The organism is Vreelandella zhanjiangensis DSM 21076 (assembly GCF_000377665.1).
GTDB lineage: Bacteria > Pseudomonadota > Gammaproteobacteria > Pseudomonadales > Halomonadaceae > Vreelandella > Vreelandella zhanjiangensis.
Genome location: NZ_KB898649.1, coordinates 63,219 through 78,351, shown reverse-complemented (window position 1 = coordinate 78,351; position 15,133 = coordinate 63,219). Strand labels below are relative to the sequence as shown.

Here is a 15,133-nt window from a genome sequence, read left to right as displayed (position 1 = left end):
GGAGATGAAGATGAAATACGGTAAAACAGAACGCATCAGCGGTATTGTGATCCTGCTTGCGCTGCTGGCGATTTTTGTGCCCTGGTTGATGAGTGACCCGGCACCTCGCGAGGAGCGCCCGCAGCCTACCTTCATTATTGAGCAGCCGATTGAAACAGCGCGGCGCGATGTGGCAGCCCCGCAAATGCCGGCCACGATTAATGCACAGCCTTCTACCAACGTGGCGAGTAACGATGAACTTGATGCACCGATCAACGCATCCCCTTCGTTGCCCCAAACGAATCAAATTGATCCGCCAAGTCAGGCAGCCACAGCGACGCAAGAGCCAAGCCCTGCCACTAATACAGCAGCGCAGAACGATCCTATTGCTGACCTGGTAGCGGCCAATAGCTCGTCGAGTAGCAGTCAAAGCAGCAGCGCTTCTGCATCAGCCCCTGCTTCAACTCAGCAGGGCGAGTGGGCCGTGCAGGTGGGTAGCTTTGGTGATGCAAGCAATGCTGAGCGTCTAGGTAGCCAGCTTTCGAGCGAAGGGTTTAGCGTTTTTCAGCGTCAGCGAGACAATAATCTGACGACCGTTCTGGTGGGGCCATATGCCTCATCTGAAGATGGTGAGTCGGCGATGGCGTTGATCAAGCAGCGGGCCAACGTACAGGGCCTGCTAGTGCGGGTAAGAGACTAAATAATGGCATTAACGTGGATAGATGCCATTTTCCTGGCCGTACTTGCGCTTTCAATGCTGGCCGGTTTTGTACGTGGCTTTGTGAGAGAAGCATTGGGCCTGGGGGCCTGGATTGTTGCCTTGATGGTGGCCCGCGTACTCGCCGAGCCGCTGGCTGAATTCATGGCGGGCTTTATTGAAAGCTTTGATGCCCGGCTTGTATTGGCGTTTGCCCTGATCATATTCGCGGTTATTTTGCTTTGCGGGATTGTGATCCGGATAGTTCATGCCGCGATTGTCTGGGCAGGCATGGGGCTTTTAAACCGCTTTGCCGGCGCTGTCTTTGGTGTCGCGCGTGGAGCGGTCATTTTATTGGTGGCAACGGTACTTATTACGCTCACGCCCTTTGCTGAACTTCAGGCATGGCAGCAAGCATCGTTACGTCCCACCTTTGTTGAGCTGCGCGATTGGGCCGTTAGCCAACTTGACCAATGGGAGCGTGAATTGCCCGAAGCCCCAGCGTCTCTGCGGGATATTTCATTGCCGGACATTCGTTCGAGAAATGAGTTCGCGCCGCAACCGATTGATAGCCAGTGATGTCATAGAGGCTGGTGCATCCAGGCTCTATTGAGTAACGCTTAAAACGCAAGTTTTAAAACGAGTTTCAAGAACGTACGGGCTTGTTTTGGCAAGCCATGGCACTAAAGCGAGGTAACTTGAATGTGCGGTATAGTAGGCCTTCTGGCCAAGCAGGCGGTAAATCAGGGAATCTACGATGCCCTGACCGTACTTCAGCATCGCGGCCAGGACGCTGCCGGCATGATGACCTGGAGCGAGGGACGCTTCCTACTGCGCAAGAGTAATGGGCTGGTGCGCGATGTCTTTCATACTCGCCATATGGCTCGCCTTAAAGGCAACCTGGGCATTGGTCACGTACGTTATCCTACGGCTGGCTCTTCCAGCGAAGCGGAATCCCAGCCGTTTTATGTCAACTCTCCTTACGGTATTGCGTTAGCGCACAACGGTAACCTGACCAACTCAGAGCAGTTGAAGCAGGAGCTTTTCTCGACCGATCTGCGTCATATCAATACCAGCTCCGATTCTGAAGTGCTGCTTAACGTGTTTGCCCATGAGCTAGGCAAGCAGGGATTGCACCTGGAAGCGGAAGATATTTTTGACGCGGTACGTAGAGTGCACCGACGCTGCAAAGGCGGCTACGCGGCGGTCGCGATCATTAATGGCTTTGGTATGGTGGCGTTTCGTGATCCTCACGGCATTCGCCCGGTTGTCTTTGGTACTCGCCAGACGGATGCCGGTCAAGACGTCATGATTGCTTCTGAGTCGGTTGCCTTGGACGTGGGCGGCTTTGAACTTGAGCGTGATCTGTCGCCCGGCGAAGCGATTTTTGTGGATATGCAGGGGCAGTTCCATACCCAAGTTTGTGCTGATCGCCCGCAGCTGCGCTCGTGCATTTTCGAGCACGTTTACCTGGCACGTCCGGACTCCATTCTGGATGGTGCTTACGTGTACGGTACCCGTATGCAGATGGGTCGCAAGCTGGGTGATCGCATTCTTAACGAATGGCCGGATCACGATATTGATGTGGTTATTCCGATTCCGGATACGTCGCGCACCTCGGCGCTGGAAATGGCGCAGCACCTTGGGGTGACGTATCGCGAAGGCTTTATGAAGAACCGCTACATTGGCCGTACGTTCATCATGCCGGGCCAAACGCAGCGTAAGAAATCGGTTCGCCAAAAACTCAATGCAATTGATGTCGAGTTTAAAGGCAAGAATGTATTGCTGGTGGATGATTCCATCGTACGCGGCACTACCTGTAAGCAGATTATTCAAATGGCCCGTGATGCGGGTGCCCGTAAGGTCTATTTTGCTTCCGCCGCGCCGCCTGTGCGTTATCCCAACGTCTACGGCATCGATATGCCGGCGGCTAAAGAGCTGATTGCCCATGGTCGTACCGAAGATGAAGTGGGCGAGCTGATTGGCGCCGATCGCATCTTCTATCAGGATCTAGAAGATCTGAAAGATGCCTGTCGTGAAGTGAACCCCGAAATGGAAGCCTTCGACTGTTCGGTCTTTGACGGTAACTACGTCACCGGGGATATCGACGAAGCCTACCTGGCGGTGCTGGAAGCCAGTCGTAATGATTCGGCAAAAGATCAAAGTGCGGGGAATCACGCCCTGGTAGATATGCATAACCAGGATGATGACCTCGACGACTAATGGGTTTTGAAAAAAGCCCTTGCTAGGGCTTTTTCAGAATGAGCCGAAACGCTTCACGATGTTTATAGATACCTGTTTATAAAAAACTAAGGGACACGCCCATGCAGAATAACAGCCCGCAGGATGAGTGGTCGTTAGAGACGCTGGCGATCCGTGCTGGTCACCATCGCACCTTCGAGCAAGAGCATTCGGAGCCTATCTTCCCGACCTCTAGCTTCGTCTACGAAAGCGCCGCGGAAGCGGCCCGGAAGTTTGGCGGAAAAGAGCCCGGAAATGTCTACTCGCGCTTTACCAACCCGAGCGTGCACACCTTTGAGCGCCGTCTGGCAGCGCTTGAAGGCGGTGAGCGTTGTGTCGCCACTAGCTCGGGTATGGCAGCGATTCTTTCAACGGCGCTGGCGCTGTTGTCGGCAGGCGATGAGATTGTTGCATCGCGCTCACTGTTTGGCTCGACCGTTAGCCTGTTTGATAAGTATTTGGGCAAGTTCGGGATTACCACCCGCTATGTGGAGCTTTCCAATGTAGATGCATGGGAAGCCGCCATTACGCCTAAAACGCGGCTTCTGTTTGCTGAAACGCCTTCCAATCCGCTTTCCGAGATTGCGGATATAGCGGCATTAGCGGCACTGGCGAAACGCCATGATGCACTATTGGCCATAGATAACTGCTTTTTAACGCCGTCACTGCAGCAGCCTATCGCCCTAGGCGCAGATCTGGTAATTCACTCAGCCACCAAATATCTGGATGGGCAGGGCCGGGCGATTGGTGGTGCGGTGGTCGGCAGACACGACGTGCTGGAAGAAGTATTTGGCGTGGTGCGTACCTGCGGCCCTTGTCTGAGTCCTTTCAACGCGTGGATATTTACTAAAGGGTTGGAAACGCTCTCGCTGCGTATGAAAGCCCACTGTGAAAATGCGTTAACCCTGGCGCGCTGGCTGGATCAGCACCCGGCGGTGAGCAAAGTGCATTACAGTGGTCTGGAAGCTCACCCGCAACACGCGCTTGCCAAAAAGCAGCAGAAAGGCTTTGGCGCCGTACTCGGGTTTGAAGTGATTAACGGACAAGAGGGTGCCTGGCAGGTGATTGATGCCACCCGTCTGCTCTCAATCACGGGCAATCTGGGCGATGTCAAGACCACGATAACCCATCCGGCAACGACTACGCATGGCCGCCTTTCGGATGCGCAGAAAGAAGCTGCGGGCATTTCACCCGGGCTGATTCGTGTAGCCGTTGGTCTGGAAAGTCAGCAGGATATACAGCGCGACCTGGCCCGTGGCCTGGATGCTTTAGCTGCTGGTTAATCAAACAATAGATACGGCTAACGAAAAACCCACCTTGCGGTGGGTTTTTTTAGCGCTAGTGAAATCTAAGTTCCCACTGTTTTTTAAACAGCGGCTACCTGTTTCAGGAAGCGTTACGGTGCGGCAGGTCTGACTGGGCAATCTGGTTATTGTTGCTGGTTGAGTGATGCGCTTCAGAGCTCGGGGCGATAACACGGTTCTTGGCTGCGTCGCCATTTACCAGTGGCAGATCAGCTGGCGTTATGGACAGGCTGTAGGCGCTGTGGCTCAGGGAAGAACTGGCGTGAACCACTTCGTTGAACTCACCGGAGCCCTGTTCAGCCAGAACGGCGGTCGAAGTCAGGGTCATGGCGATAGCGGCGATAAAGGTAAATTTTTTCATGAGTGCTGTTCTCTCGTAACAATATACATTTAGTTTTAAGTCGTAATGACGTGTCGTGTTAGGACATGCGCTAATATTAAGCGCGCAAAGCAAATAGTAAAATTGATTAAAAATATCTTGTTCATGCTATTTTATAGAATGATCTTGATCGTCCAAATCAGTAGTGATGCAAGCTACCTATAAAAGTCGTTAGCCAGTTATTCAGTGGTTTTTACGAATGATGCATTCAGCTTTTTTCAGCAGTAATGGTTATTACTTGTCAGTATGCTTTGCAGGTAAATTCACAATTTTTCTCATGTTAATCGCATGTGCTGGCCAGTAGCCCTGTAGGCGTAATGGGTTACTTGATAAGGAATAAAAACGATGTGGCGTAACTCACGCATGCGCTGGGGGGCGATAAGTATCCTTTTCCACTGGCTGAGCGCTCTGGCAATTATTGGCCTGTTTGTGCTGGGCTGGTGGATGACCGGGCTTGGCTATTATGACAGCTGGTATAACCAGGGCCCTTGGGTGCATCGCTCAATTGGAGTGTTGCTGCTGCTGGTCACTGTAGCGAGGATTGCCTGGCGTTTGATGCAGGCGACGCCAGCAGGTGAAGGCAGCCGACTTGAAAAGCTGGCTGCACATGTGGGACATACTGCGCTTTATGTGATTTTGCTGCTGGTGCTGGGCAGCGGCTATCTGATCTCCACGGCCAACGGGCGCAGTATCAGCGTATTTGGATGGTTCGATGTACCTGCCCTGGTGCATGGGTTACCGAACCAGGCTAGCATTGCCGGTGATGTCCACTGGTATAGCGCGCTGGCGCTCGTTGTTCTGGCCGCCGGGCATGCGCTGGCCGCCTTTAAGCATCATTGGGTTAATAACCATGATACGCTGCTGCGCATGATTAACCCGATGCATCGCTCCAGAAAAATGTAAATGTGAAATTGCTAACGTTTTAATTTTTATGCCGAAATAGTTTAAAGAAACGATTTTTGAACGCTGCGATCACGCTCTATTCGTAGTGCCTACTATGGAAAGTAAGGAGATATTGATGATGTTGAAAAAGACTGCATGTGCATCTGCCGTTGCTGCTGCATTATTGGTCCCACTGAGTCAGGCGCAAGCAGCCGACTATCAAGTGGATACTGAAGGTCAGCACGCTTTCGTTCAGTTCAAGATCAGCCACTTGGGCATGTCTTACCTGCTGGGTAGCTTCAAGGAATTTGATGGTCAGTTCACCTACGATGAAGATGACCTGGACGCTTCATCCGTCGAGTTTGAAGTAAAGATCGACAGCCTGGATTCCAACCATGCTGAGCGTGACCGCCACATCCTGAGCGATGATTTCCTGAATGCGAGCGAGTATCCCACCGCCACGTTCACCTCTACCGGTTTTGAATCAACCGGCGATAACGAAGGTGTTCTCACCGGTGACTTGACGCTGCATGGTGAAACCCAGGAAATCGAAATGCCGGTTACCCTGATTGGCGAAGGCGATGACCCGTGGGGCAACTACCGCGCCGGGTTTGAAGGCAAGACAATGCTGACGCTGAGCGATTTTGGAATCGACATGAGCGATTTTCCCGAGCCGATGCATGAGCTTGAGCTTTACGTGACGTTTGAAGGCATCCGTCAGTAAATTTTAAAGCTTGAAACGCCACCGCCCTTGCCGGGCGGTGGCGTTTTTGTTTATAACCACTCAGTTCAAAAAGGAGTGACTAGCTTGAGCAACACCTTGCAGCAGCACGAGTTGGCCATAACCTTATGGCGCCAGACATGGCCGATGGCCATCGGAGTATTGGCGTTATTGGGTTTTCAACTTGTTGATAGTGCTTTCATCGCTCGTTTGGGTACCGCGCCTCTGGCGGCCCAGTCATTTACCTTTCCACTCTCGTTTTTGATCATCGGCATTCAGGTGGGAATGGGCATTGCCATCGCTGCGCTCATATCGCGCGCCCTGGGGGCCAATGAGCACGCGCGGGCCAAGCGGCTGAGCAGCCTTGTCCTGCTTGCTGGCGGGGCGATTATCGGCGTTATCTGCATTGGCCTGTGGCTTATGCATGTACCCATCTTTCGCATGCTGGGTGCCGATGCCACGGCGCTTGGCTACATTCGCATCTACTGGGCCCCGCAGCTTCTATCCGCCTGGCTCGGCGCGCTGCTTTACTTCATGTATAGCGTATTTCGCGCGCACGGTAATACACGGCTGCCGGGCAAGATGATGGTGTTGAGCAGCGTTACCAACCTGGTGCTCGACCCGCTGCTAATCTTTGGAGTGGGCTCCTGGGAGGGCTGGGGGCTACCGGGCGCGGCCTGGGCTACCTGCATTGCCTTCACCCTGGGGCTTTTAATAACCACTCAAAAGCTGATTCGTAAGCAGTGGGTAGCCTGGGTAGGGCTCTGGGAGGAAGCGGGGCGCTCCTGGCGACCTTATCTCGGCATTGCCGCCCCGGCCATGGTCAGCCAACTGATGCCGCCGTTGGCCAGTATGCTGACTATTTCAGTAGTGGCCGGGTTGGGGGATGCGCAAGTTGCGGCTTGGGGGCTGGCAAGCCGGCTGGAGACGCTTTCACTGATGGTGATACTGGCCATGACCATGTCGCTGCCGCCTTGGCTCGGCCGCTGCTATGGCGCCGGTGATTGGGGGCAGATTCAACAGCTAATGCGCCTGGCGCTGAAAGTAGCGCTTGCCTGGCAGCTGGCACTTGGTGTGCTACTTGCACTGTGCGCGCCCTGGCTTGCCATGGTACTGGCGGGCACGCCGAACGTTCAGAGCGAACTGACCCTATTGATCCGGTTTCTGCTACCAAGCTATGCAGCTCTTGGGGTATGCATGCTGGTGGTGTCGGCGGGTAATGCGCTGGGTTGGCCACTACGCGCCATGCTGCTCTCCAGCGCGCGCCTGTTTGCCTTCTATTTACCCTGTTTATGGATAGGTGCGCAGCTGTTTGGCTGGCTGGGCTTGGCCGCTGGAGCGGCGCTGGGTAATCTATTGGCAGGGCTGGCCGCATGGGCCGTATTGCAGCGTATATTATCCCGCCCGCATCGGCAGGCGGGATATAACGGCTAGCGTTTGTGAGGCGCTTCCTGGAACGAGAAGTACATAAACAGGAGTGCCATTGCTAGATAGCCCAGCATAAAGTCAGGCGCGGCGTTAAAGGCGAGTTTGGGGGCGTGCATCAAGCCCACAAAGGAAAAGCCCGAGGCAATGGCTGCAAACACGGCGGCGCGCCGGAATTGATGATCAATGACAGAGACAGTCATGGCGCCCAGTAAAATAGCCATGAACATGGCGCCTTGTCCCATCACTACGATGGCACTGGAAATATCGCTGACCACTTCACCTGCGCCGCGATTAAATCGCGTCATGATGTAGTTGGCGAAGTAGGGCAGCATAGCGAGCGCCACCGCCGGATAGTAACGTGTGTCGTTAGCTTGAAACGCCGTTGCGATCATCGACATGCCTACAAACACTAATATTGGGGCGACTACCGAAACCGGGATAATCGCTGCCAAAGCGGCAATTAGACCTGTCATCGTGGCCAAAGCATAAACGGCGCCATTTAACAGGCTGTAGCCGCGCCCTGCACCCATCCATTTAGCGCCTACCGTGGCAATGTAAACTGTCGTCGGAAAGACGCCGCCAAACAGCGCGCCGACCATTGTGCCTACACCATCCACTGCCTGGCATTCACGGACATCGTATTTATCACCCGCAGCCTCCATCGCCTCCACATTGTTCATGGTTTCAATGGCGTTATAAAGCGTGATGGGAAGCACAACGGTAAGTACCGCGAGCATACCGGAAAATAAAAGGCCCAGACCTTCAAACCAGGCCATGTTAGGTAATAAGGGATAAAACCCTAAGTGGGTAAACGCATCACTGAAGCGTTCGCTGCCAGCATCGCCAATCAGGTATGCCATCGCGGTGCCTACCACAATAGCAAACAAGGATGTGGGCAGCTTGAACGGCATGCTGACTCGAGCAACGAGGCCGACGATAATAATCGCTAATACTAAAAGGCCGATAACAGGCACTTCCAGGGTCTTGAACAGCATTTCACCGGCAATAAAGGTAAGTGCAACCCCGGCAACGGCGCCCAGCATGGCCGCGCGCGGTAGATGATACTGGACCCAGCGTCCAATAATGCTGATAGCCGCTTCAATGGCGCCGCTGATAAAGCAGGCGGCTACCGCCACTTTCCAGGCAAGCTCGGTATCTCCGGTCAGCTGTTTGGCTGGCAGCAACACGCCAAACAAAAATACAAACATGACCGGGGTGGAAATCCCGTACGAGAGGGCGGTAACATCAGTGCGGTTTTCTTTACGCGCAAGTCGCGCAGCGCTCCAGGCGTAATAGAAGTTGCCGACCATCACCGCGATGGCGGCACCAGGCAGTACCTGGCCATAAACAATTGAGGCGGGAAACCCCATGCCCAGCATGGTGATCGCAATAACAATAAAGTTAGCGATATTGTTCTGAAAAAGTGCGAAGAACGCGTCGGTATCTTCTTTTTTATACCAGGGATAGCGTGTACTGGCTGCCGCCATGGAAGGCCTCATTGAATTGAGTGTTCACAGTGCAATATCCTTAGGCTGAACATTAGGAAGGTTCAGGCTTGACTGATCGGTCAGGTATTGCGCTGTATAGGACGCCGCACGGGCGCCCCAGGCTCTGGCGGCAAGCGGGCAATTGTACACAACAATAAAACGGTTCCCAAGATACAAAAACGCCCAGGCATAGCCTAGGCGTTTTAACATGCATAAAGCTAACGGTTAGTTGTTAACCGCCGCTATGGCTTTAGCAAGGTAAGGCAGGTTTTCATGTGAGAAACCCGCTACGTTGGCACGGCCAGAACGAACCATGTAAATACCAAACTCATCACGCAGACGATCTACCTGTTCAGGCGTAAGGCCTGTATAGGAGAACATGCCACGCTGTTCTGCAACGCATGCGTACTTCTGATCAAGTCCGTAAGGCTTTAAAGCTTCCACGAAATCACGACGCAATGTATTAATGCGATCACGCATTTCGGTTAGCTCTTCACGCCAGATAGCCGTGAGCTCTGCATCGCCTAAAATTTCGCTTACGATGGCTCCGCCATGTGCTGGCGGGTTGGAGTAGTTTTCACGGGCAACAATGGCAACCTGAGAACGCACGTTCTCCATCTGCTCGGCGTCTTTAGCGACCATAATCAGACAGCCTGTCCGCTCGCAGTAAATGCCGAAGTTCTTGGAGCAAGAGCTGGTAATAATCACTTCATCCAGCTTTTCGGCCAGCAGGCGTACGCCGTAAGCGTCTTCGTCCAGACCTTCGCCAAAGCCCTGGTAGGCGAAGTCGACCAGCGGTAACAGCTTGCGCTCATGCAAAACGTCCAGCACTTCCTGCCACTGCTCTTGGGAAAGATCAAAGCCGGTCGGGTTATGGCAGCACGCATGCAGTACGACCACATCGCCTTCAGGAATCTTTTTCAGCGCGGCCAGCATGCCTGAGAAATCAAGACGGTTATCCGGATCTACATAGGGGTATTTATGCAGTTCAATGCCGGCGGAAGTAAAAATGCCGTGGTGGTTCGGCCAGGTCGGGTCACTTACCCAAATGCCTTTGCCGGGTAACTGGCTGGCAATGAAGTCTGCTGCTAAGCGTAAAGCGCCTGTTCCTCCCGGTGACTGGGTAGCGCTGGCACGCTTGGCGTTCAATACCGGTGAGTCGGCACCCAATACCATGGGCAGCACGACGTCGCTATAGGCAGGCGCGCCGTGTGAGCCAATATAGGTTTTGGTGGTTTCATTATTGAGCAGGCGAGCTTCGGCTTCTTTGACCGCGCGCATGACCGGTGTATTACCGTTTGAATCGCGGTAAACGCCTACGCCCAGGTCAACTTTTTGTGGATTGGTGTCTTTTTTGAAAGCTTCAATCAGTCCGAGAATGGCATCTCCAGGGACTCGCTCAATATGCTCAAACATTTACTTAGCTACCTCGTCGGTTCTGGCGGCAAGAATGAAATCATTATGATGCAGGCCGTTAATTTGATGGGTCCACCACATCACAGTGGCTTTGCCCCACTCAGTGATAATGACGGGGTGGTGCCCAGCCTGCTCAGCTAGTTCGCCAACACGCTGGGTAAACAGCAGCGCCCTGGCAAAGTCACGAAACGAAAAACTTCGTGATAGCTTCATGATGCCATCGTGGTCGACAATCCGCCACTCTGGTAACTGCTTGAGATAGGCCTCTCGTTCATTTTCCTGGAGAGGCGGCATGTTTTTATTGCAGGGTTCACAAGCCTTGCGAGCTAGCTTTTCCATTACCATTCTCCCAAAAATTGGCTAGGGCAGAAGACAAACGCAATCCCGGCCCACGTCTTTGGCGCTATACAGTGCCTGATCGGTACGCTCTATAAGATTCGTCAGGGACTCACCACAACGGTATTCAGCCACCCCAATGCTAAGCGTGACTTCGCCTTGCCCTACACCAAAATCGTGCCTGGAAATAGCCTCGCGTAATCGATCAGCAAGCTTATGGCATTGCTGCAGCGGTGTAAGCGGCAACACTACCATAAACTCTTCACCCCCCAGGCGGGCCACCATATCCTCACACCGTAACAGGGTTTTCATTTCCGTTGCGAGTTGCTTAAGCACTTCATCGCCCTGTAAATGTCCCCAGCGATCATTGAGCAATTTAAAATGATCGATATCGATCATCATGATAGATAAAGGCGTACCGTGGCGCGTACTGATGGATGTTAAATGGGATAAGTGCACCATTAGTTTACGCCGATTAGGAAGTCCCGTAAGGGCATCGGTATCGCAGAGTTTGCGTAGTCGCTGCTCTTCGATCACTTGATCGGTAATATCCATCATGACGCCTGTCCAAAGCACTCCATCGGCCGATGGTTCTGGATTGGCGCATACCGCGATCCAGTGAGATTTGCCATTTGGCAGGGGAAGTTTAAAGCGTGTCGTAAGCGGCAGCATCCAGCGCGCCGAACGCTCAAGCGCAGACATGACCTTTGGATATTCATTGCCAGTTAATTGCTCAAGTAATTCACCGGCATCGCTAGCCAGCTGTGCACGATCAATATGCCTAAGCAGTCCGCCTCCACCCTCCAGGTAAGGAAACTGCATATGACCATTGGATGAGCGATAAAACTGAAAAATGACTCCGGGTATCAGCGGAATGAGACAGTCAGCACTCAAAGGCATAGGGTAGTCATTCACGGACATGCATAAAGCTCCAAAATGAATGCCAAAAGTTGACTGTGAAGACTATCGCTATTTAGGTAATAGAGTTGTAAGCCATTGCTGACAAAATGACACTCAATTTATAATAAATATGAATTAACTAATTTCTTTATGGAATATGAAATACTGTTTTGTTATTTTATGATATTTTTATGTTAACAATCTGTCTTTTTAATTTTTGTTTGTATGGTTAAGTGTGTTCTTGTTAATTTTTTTGTTGTTATTTTATTAACCATCGTGGTGTTAAGTAAATTAAGCATATTTTTTTATAGGATTGAATATGAGTGGTTTTGTCAGTTTGGTCGGCGCAGGGCCCGGTGATGCCGAATTATTAACTCTAAAAGCCTATAAACGATTACAGCAGGCTGATGTGGTGCTGTATGACCGGCTAGTGAGTGAGGACATCCTGGCGCTCATTCCTGCCAGCATACAACGTTATTACGTAGGTAAAGAGCGCTCTTTACATAGTGTTCCCCAGCATGAAATTAATCATACATTAGTCGCTTGGGCAAAAGAGGGTAAACAGGTCGTTAGACTCAAGGGGGGGGATCCTTTCATTTTCGGGCGGGGCGGCGAAGAGCTAGAAACACTCATGGCGGATAATATAGCGGTAGAAGTAATCCCGGGGATAACGGCGGCTTCCGGTTGCGCTGCTTACGCGGGCATACCGCTCACTCATCGTGATCATGCTCAGGCCGTTCATTTCATTACCGGCCATTTAGCCCAGGATGAGCACGCAATTGAGTGGCATGCACTAGCTCGTAAAGGGCTGACACTGGTCTTTTATATGGGGCTAAGCAGTGTTGAGGTAATTAGTCGCGAGCTTATTGCCCATGGTTTACCGTGTGATACGCCTCTCGCTTTGATCGAAAGTGGCACCACAACGGCCCAACAGACCCATATCGGCACGCTGCAAGCGCTGCCAGAGGCACTAATCGCTGGGCGTATTAAATCACCGGCATTATTAATCGTGGGCAGCGTGGTTTCACTGCATGAGAAGCTAGCGTGGTTTAAAGGCGCTCAGACCCCAGCATCAGCGCGCCATAATGATCTACACTCATAAGCGAGCCAACGTTAATACGTTGAATTAGCTAATGGACTGGCTAGATGCCATTTGCTGTGTATGCTAGTAATGAGTGTTAGGTCATAAGCGAACAATTTACGCTGCTGGTATCGGTAGCCAAGACGAGAGGGACGCAGAATGCCAGAAACAAGCCACCCGGATCATCAGACGCCTGCCACCAGGCTGGATACCAAAACCTTATTTAAAGATAACCGTGTTCGAGCTATTGCGGGTATCGCGGCAATTGCGGTTATCTGGGCCATCATGGCCCAATCTAATGCCGGCACTCATAAAGATCGCGTTGAAACGCTTGAAGAGCAGCTTGCTACAGTAGAGCAGGATAACCGCCGGTACAGCCGCCGTATTCAGGAAATAGACCAAGCAGAAACCAACCTGTCCGATATGCAGGCAGAGATGGCATCCTTGGAAGAGCAGCGCAATGAGGCAAGCGCATCGCTTGAAAGTGCGCAAAATGATGTAAATACCATCCAGTCACGTCTTGAGGAACTGGAAGCTGAGCGCACTACGCTGCAGCAAGAAGTGGACTCGCTCAATCAGCAACTTGAAAGCGCACAAGGCGAAATGCAGTCGCTTCGTGATGAGCGTGATCAAATCGAGACGACTCAAGAAGAAGCTGAAGCTTCGCTTCAACAGGTAGAAGATGCGCGTGAAAGTGCTGATCAAGCTCGTCAAGAGGCAGAGGCTGCTCGTCAGCAGGCTGAAGAACAGCGTCAAGAAGCTGTAGATGAGCTGAGCAGTGCCGAGGAGGAGTTGGCGTCGCTTGAAGATGAAATCAGTCAGGCTAATGAAGAGCTTTCAAGCCTTGAAGAGCAGATATCCAATATTCAGACCGAGCTTGACGAGCTACAGAGCACACGTGATTCCGTAACAGCGGAGCGCGATGAACTGCAGCAGGAAGTCGACTCGTTAACTGAACTGCGTGAGCAGGAAGATCAAAGTCTGACGCAGGTGCGCAGTGAGATGGAAGACCTCATGGTCGCCCTTGACCTGGGGCGTAACGAAGTAGCCAATGTTGAGGATGATATTGAAGAGCGCGAAAATCAGTTGTCTCGCTTGGAGTCTCAGCTGAGTGAATGGCGCGAAGAGCTGTCTTCACTCGACCAGCGCCTGGGTAGTGTTGATGATGCTGCTAATGATGAAGTGCCCACATTAGCGGGTGAAGAGCCGGAAAATAGCGCCTCAGAAAGCGGTAACTCTGAGCAGGAAGCGGCCAACGATGAAGACGATAGTCAGCAGCAAAACCAGCAACAGAGCACTAACTAGGCGAAAGCGCATTTAAATCGTTTGTCTAGGACGTTCGTAAAGACAGCGCAGACGAACCATCAAACGGATGCTGGCAGCCCAGCATCCGTTTTGTTTGTTTATGAATATGCGCTCAGAGAGTATCATTTATGCCTAAGTGAAGGATTTACCCAGATAATAGGAGGGCGACTCAATGGATGGCGTTAAACACATCGTCGCAGTGGCATCAGGTAAAGGTGGGGTTGGTAAATCGACTGTCACCGTTAACCTGGCATTGGCGCTTTCTGCCCAAGGTTATCGCGTAGGGGTTCTAGATGCGGATATTTATGGGCCAAGCCAGGCCCAGATGCTTGGGGTTAAAGAGGGCGTTCGCCCTGAGTCCACGGGTGATAATAAGTTTTTACCCTTAAAAGCGCATGGCCTGCAGGCAATGTCCATGGCCTTTTTGGTGAATACCCGCGAAGCCATGGTATGGCGTGGACCAATGGTTGTAGGGGCTTTTCAGCAGATGCTCACGCAAACGCAATGGGATAATCTGGATTTTCTGTTGATCGATATGCCTCCGGGTACCGGTGATATTCAGCTGACGTTGGCTCAGAAAGTACCGGTAAGCGGGGCTGTGATCGTCACTACGCCACAGGATATTGCGCTTTTAGATGCTCGCAAAGGTATCGAAATGTTCCGTAAAGTGAACGTGCCGGTACTTGGGGTGGTAGAAAACATGAGCCTCTATCACTGTAAGAACTGTGGCCATGAAGCCGCAATTTTTGGCACCGGCGGTGGCGATAGTATTGCTGAAGAGTATCAAACCACGGTGCTGGGACGTTTGCCCTTGACGTTGTCTATTCGTGAATTGGCAGACTCGGGCACCCCGAGCGTTGTATCAGAACCTGATAGCTCGGTAAGCCAGACGTTTGCTGAGATTGCCAGACAAGTTGCCCAATCGGTGAGTGCCAGCGAAAGCGGTGGTCCCACTATTTCTTTTAGCGAGTGATGAA

The 15,133-nt window shown here is 52.2% G+C and carries 15 protein-coding genes; 10 read left to right on the top strand and 5 right to left on the bottom strand.

The features are described 5' to 3' along the window. Positions 1 to 10 precede the first annotated feature (10 nt). The 4 genes from D467_RS0109365 to D467_RS0109350 all read left to right on the top strand — a co-directional run bounded on the left by D467_RS0109365 (position 11) and on the right by D467_RS0109350 (position 4,200). A complete protein-coding gene (locus D467_RS0109365; protein ID WP_018917252.1) occupies positions 11 to 679 on the top strand; it encodes an SPOR domain-containing protein in 669 nt (222 codons plus the stop codon). A gap of 3 nt (positions 680 to 682) precedes the next feature. Beyond that, entirely contained in the window at positions 683 to 1,255 is a 573-nt protein-coding gene (locus tag D467_RS0109360; protein ID WP_018917251.1) for a CvpA family protein, read from the top strand. 123 nt (positions 1,256 to 1,378) lie between these two features. Further along, the gene (purF, locus tag D467_RS0109355; RefSeq protein WP_018917250.1) at positions 1,379 to 2,899 is read left to right on the top strand and encodes an amidophosphoribosyltransferase; all 1,521 of its coding nucleotides are present in this window, start codon (positions 1,379 to 1,381) and stop codon (positions 2,897 to 2,899) included. 101 nt (positions 2,900 to 3,000) lie between these two features. Next, the gene (locus tag D467_RS0109350; protein WP_018917249.1) at positions 3,001 to 4,200 is read left to right on the top strand and encodes an O-succinylhomoserine sulfhydrylase; all 1,200 of its coding nucleotides are present in this window, start codon (positions 3,001 to 3,003) and stop codon (positions 4,198 to 4,200) included. Positions 4,201 to 4,303: 103 nt separating this feature from the next. Here D467_RS0109350 and D467_RS0109345 read toward each other — a convergent pair whose 3' ends face one another. Continuing rightward, positions 4,304 to 4,582, bottom strand: a complete 279-nt coding sequence (locus D467_RS0109345) for a hypothetical protein (protein WP_018917248.1) — start codon at positions 4,580 to 4,582, stop codon at positions 4,304 to 4,306. Positions 4,583 to 4,945: 363 nt separating this feature from the next. Here D467_RS0109345 and D467_RS0109340 point away from each other — a divergent pair, with 363 nt between their 5' ends. The 3 genes from D467_RS0109340 to D467_RS0109330 all read left to right on the top strand — a co-directional run bounded on the left by D467_RS0109340 (position 4,946) and on the right by D467_RS0109330 (position 7,637). Next, a complete protein-coding gene (locus D467_RS0109340) occupies positions 4,946 to 5,503 on the top strand; it encodes a cytochrome b (RefSeq protein WP_018917247.1) in 558 nt (185 codons plus the stop codon). A 118-nt stretch (positions 5,504 to 5,621) separates the two neighbouring features. Beyond that, a complete protein-coding gene (locus tag D467_RS0109335) occupies positions 5,622 to 6,206 on the top strand; it encodes a YceI family protein (protein ID WP_026285694.1) in 585 nt (194 codons plus the stop codon). A 144-nt stretch (positions 6,207 to 6,350) separates the two neighbouring features. Continuing rightward, complete coding sequence (locus D467_RS0109330) at positions 6,351 to 7,637, top strand: MATE family efflux transporter (protein WP_167324156.1); 1,287 nt, start codon at positions 6,351 to 6,353, stop codon at positions 7,635 to 7,637. On the opposite strand, the gene D467_RS0109325 is transcribed toward D467_RS0109330, so the two are convergent. The 4 genes from D467_RS0109325 to D467_RS0109305 form a co-directional block, all read right to left on the bottom strand. Continuing rightward, complete coding sequence (locus tag D467_RS0109325; protein ID WP_018917244.1) at positions 7,634 to 9,118, bottom strand: uracil permease; 1,485 nt, start codon at positions 9,116 to 9,118, stop codon at positions 7,634 to 7,636. The two genes, D467_RS0109330 and D467_RS0109325, sit on opposite strands and share 4 nt — an antisense overlap. A gap of 225 nt (positions 9,119 to 9,343) precedes the next feature. Continuing rightward, positions 9,344 to 10,534: an amino acid aminotransferase gene (locus D467_RS0109315; RefSeq protein WP_018917242.1), complete on the bottom strand. Its 1,191-nt coding sequence runs from the start codon at positions 10,532 to 10,534 to the stop codon at positions 9,344 to 9,346. Next, on the bottom strand, positions 10,535 to 10,873 hold the full coding sequence (locus D467_RS0109310; protein ID WP_018917241.1) for a 4a-hydroxytetrahydrobiopterin dehydratase: 339 nt from the start codon (positions 10,871 to 10,873) through the stop codon (positions 10,535 to 10,537). Positions 10,874 to 10,894: 21 nt separating this feature from the next. Then, the gene (locus D467_RS0109305) at positions 10,895 to 11,791 is read right to left on the bottom strand and encodes a GGDEF domain-containing protein (RefSeq protein ID WP_018917240.1); all 897 of its coding nucleotides are present in this window, start codon (positions 11,789 to 11,791) and stop codon (positions 10,895 to 10,897) included. A 298-nt stretch (positions 11,792 to 12,089) separates the two neighbouring features. Between D467_RS0109305 and cobA the strand changes: the two genes are divergently transcribed. The 3 genes from cobA to apbC all read left to right on the top strand — a co-directional run bounded on the left by cobA (position 12,090) and on the right by apbC (position 15,129). Further along, on the top strand, positions 12,090 to 12,872 hold the full coding sequence (cobA, locus tag D467_RS0109300) for a uroporphyrinogen-III C-methyltransferase (RefSeq protein WP_018917239.1): 783 nt from the start codon (positions 12,090 to 12,092) through the stop codon (positions 12,870 to 12,872). A gap of 138 nt (positions 12,873 to 13,010) precedes the next feature. Continuing rightward, complete coding sequence (locus tag D467_RS0109295; protein ID WP_018917238.1) at positions 13,011 to 14,156, top strand: coiled-coil domain-containing protein; 1,146 nt, start codon at positions 13,011 to 13,013, stop codon at positions 14,154 to 14,156. Positions 14,157 to 14,328: 172 nt separating this feature from the next. Next, positions 14,329 to 15,129: an iron-sulfur cluster carrier protein ApbC gene (gene apbC, locus D467_RS19150; protein ID WP_018917237.1), complete on the top strand. Its 801-nt coding sequence runs from the start codon at positions 14,329 to 14,331 to the stop codon at positions 15,127 to 15,129. The last annotated feature ends 4 nt before the right edge of the window (positions 15,130 to 15,133 follow it).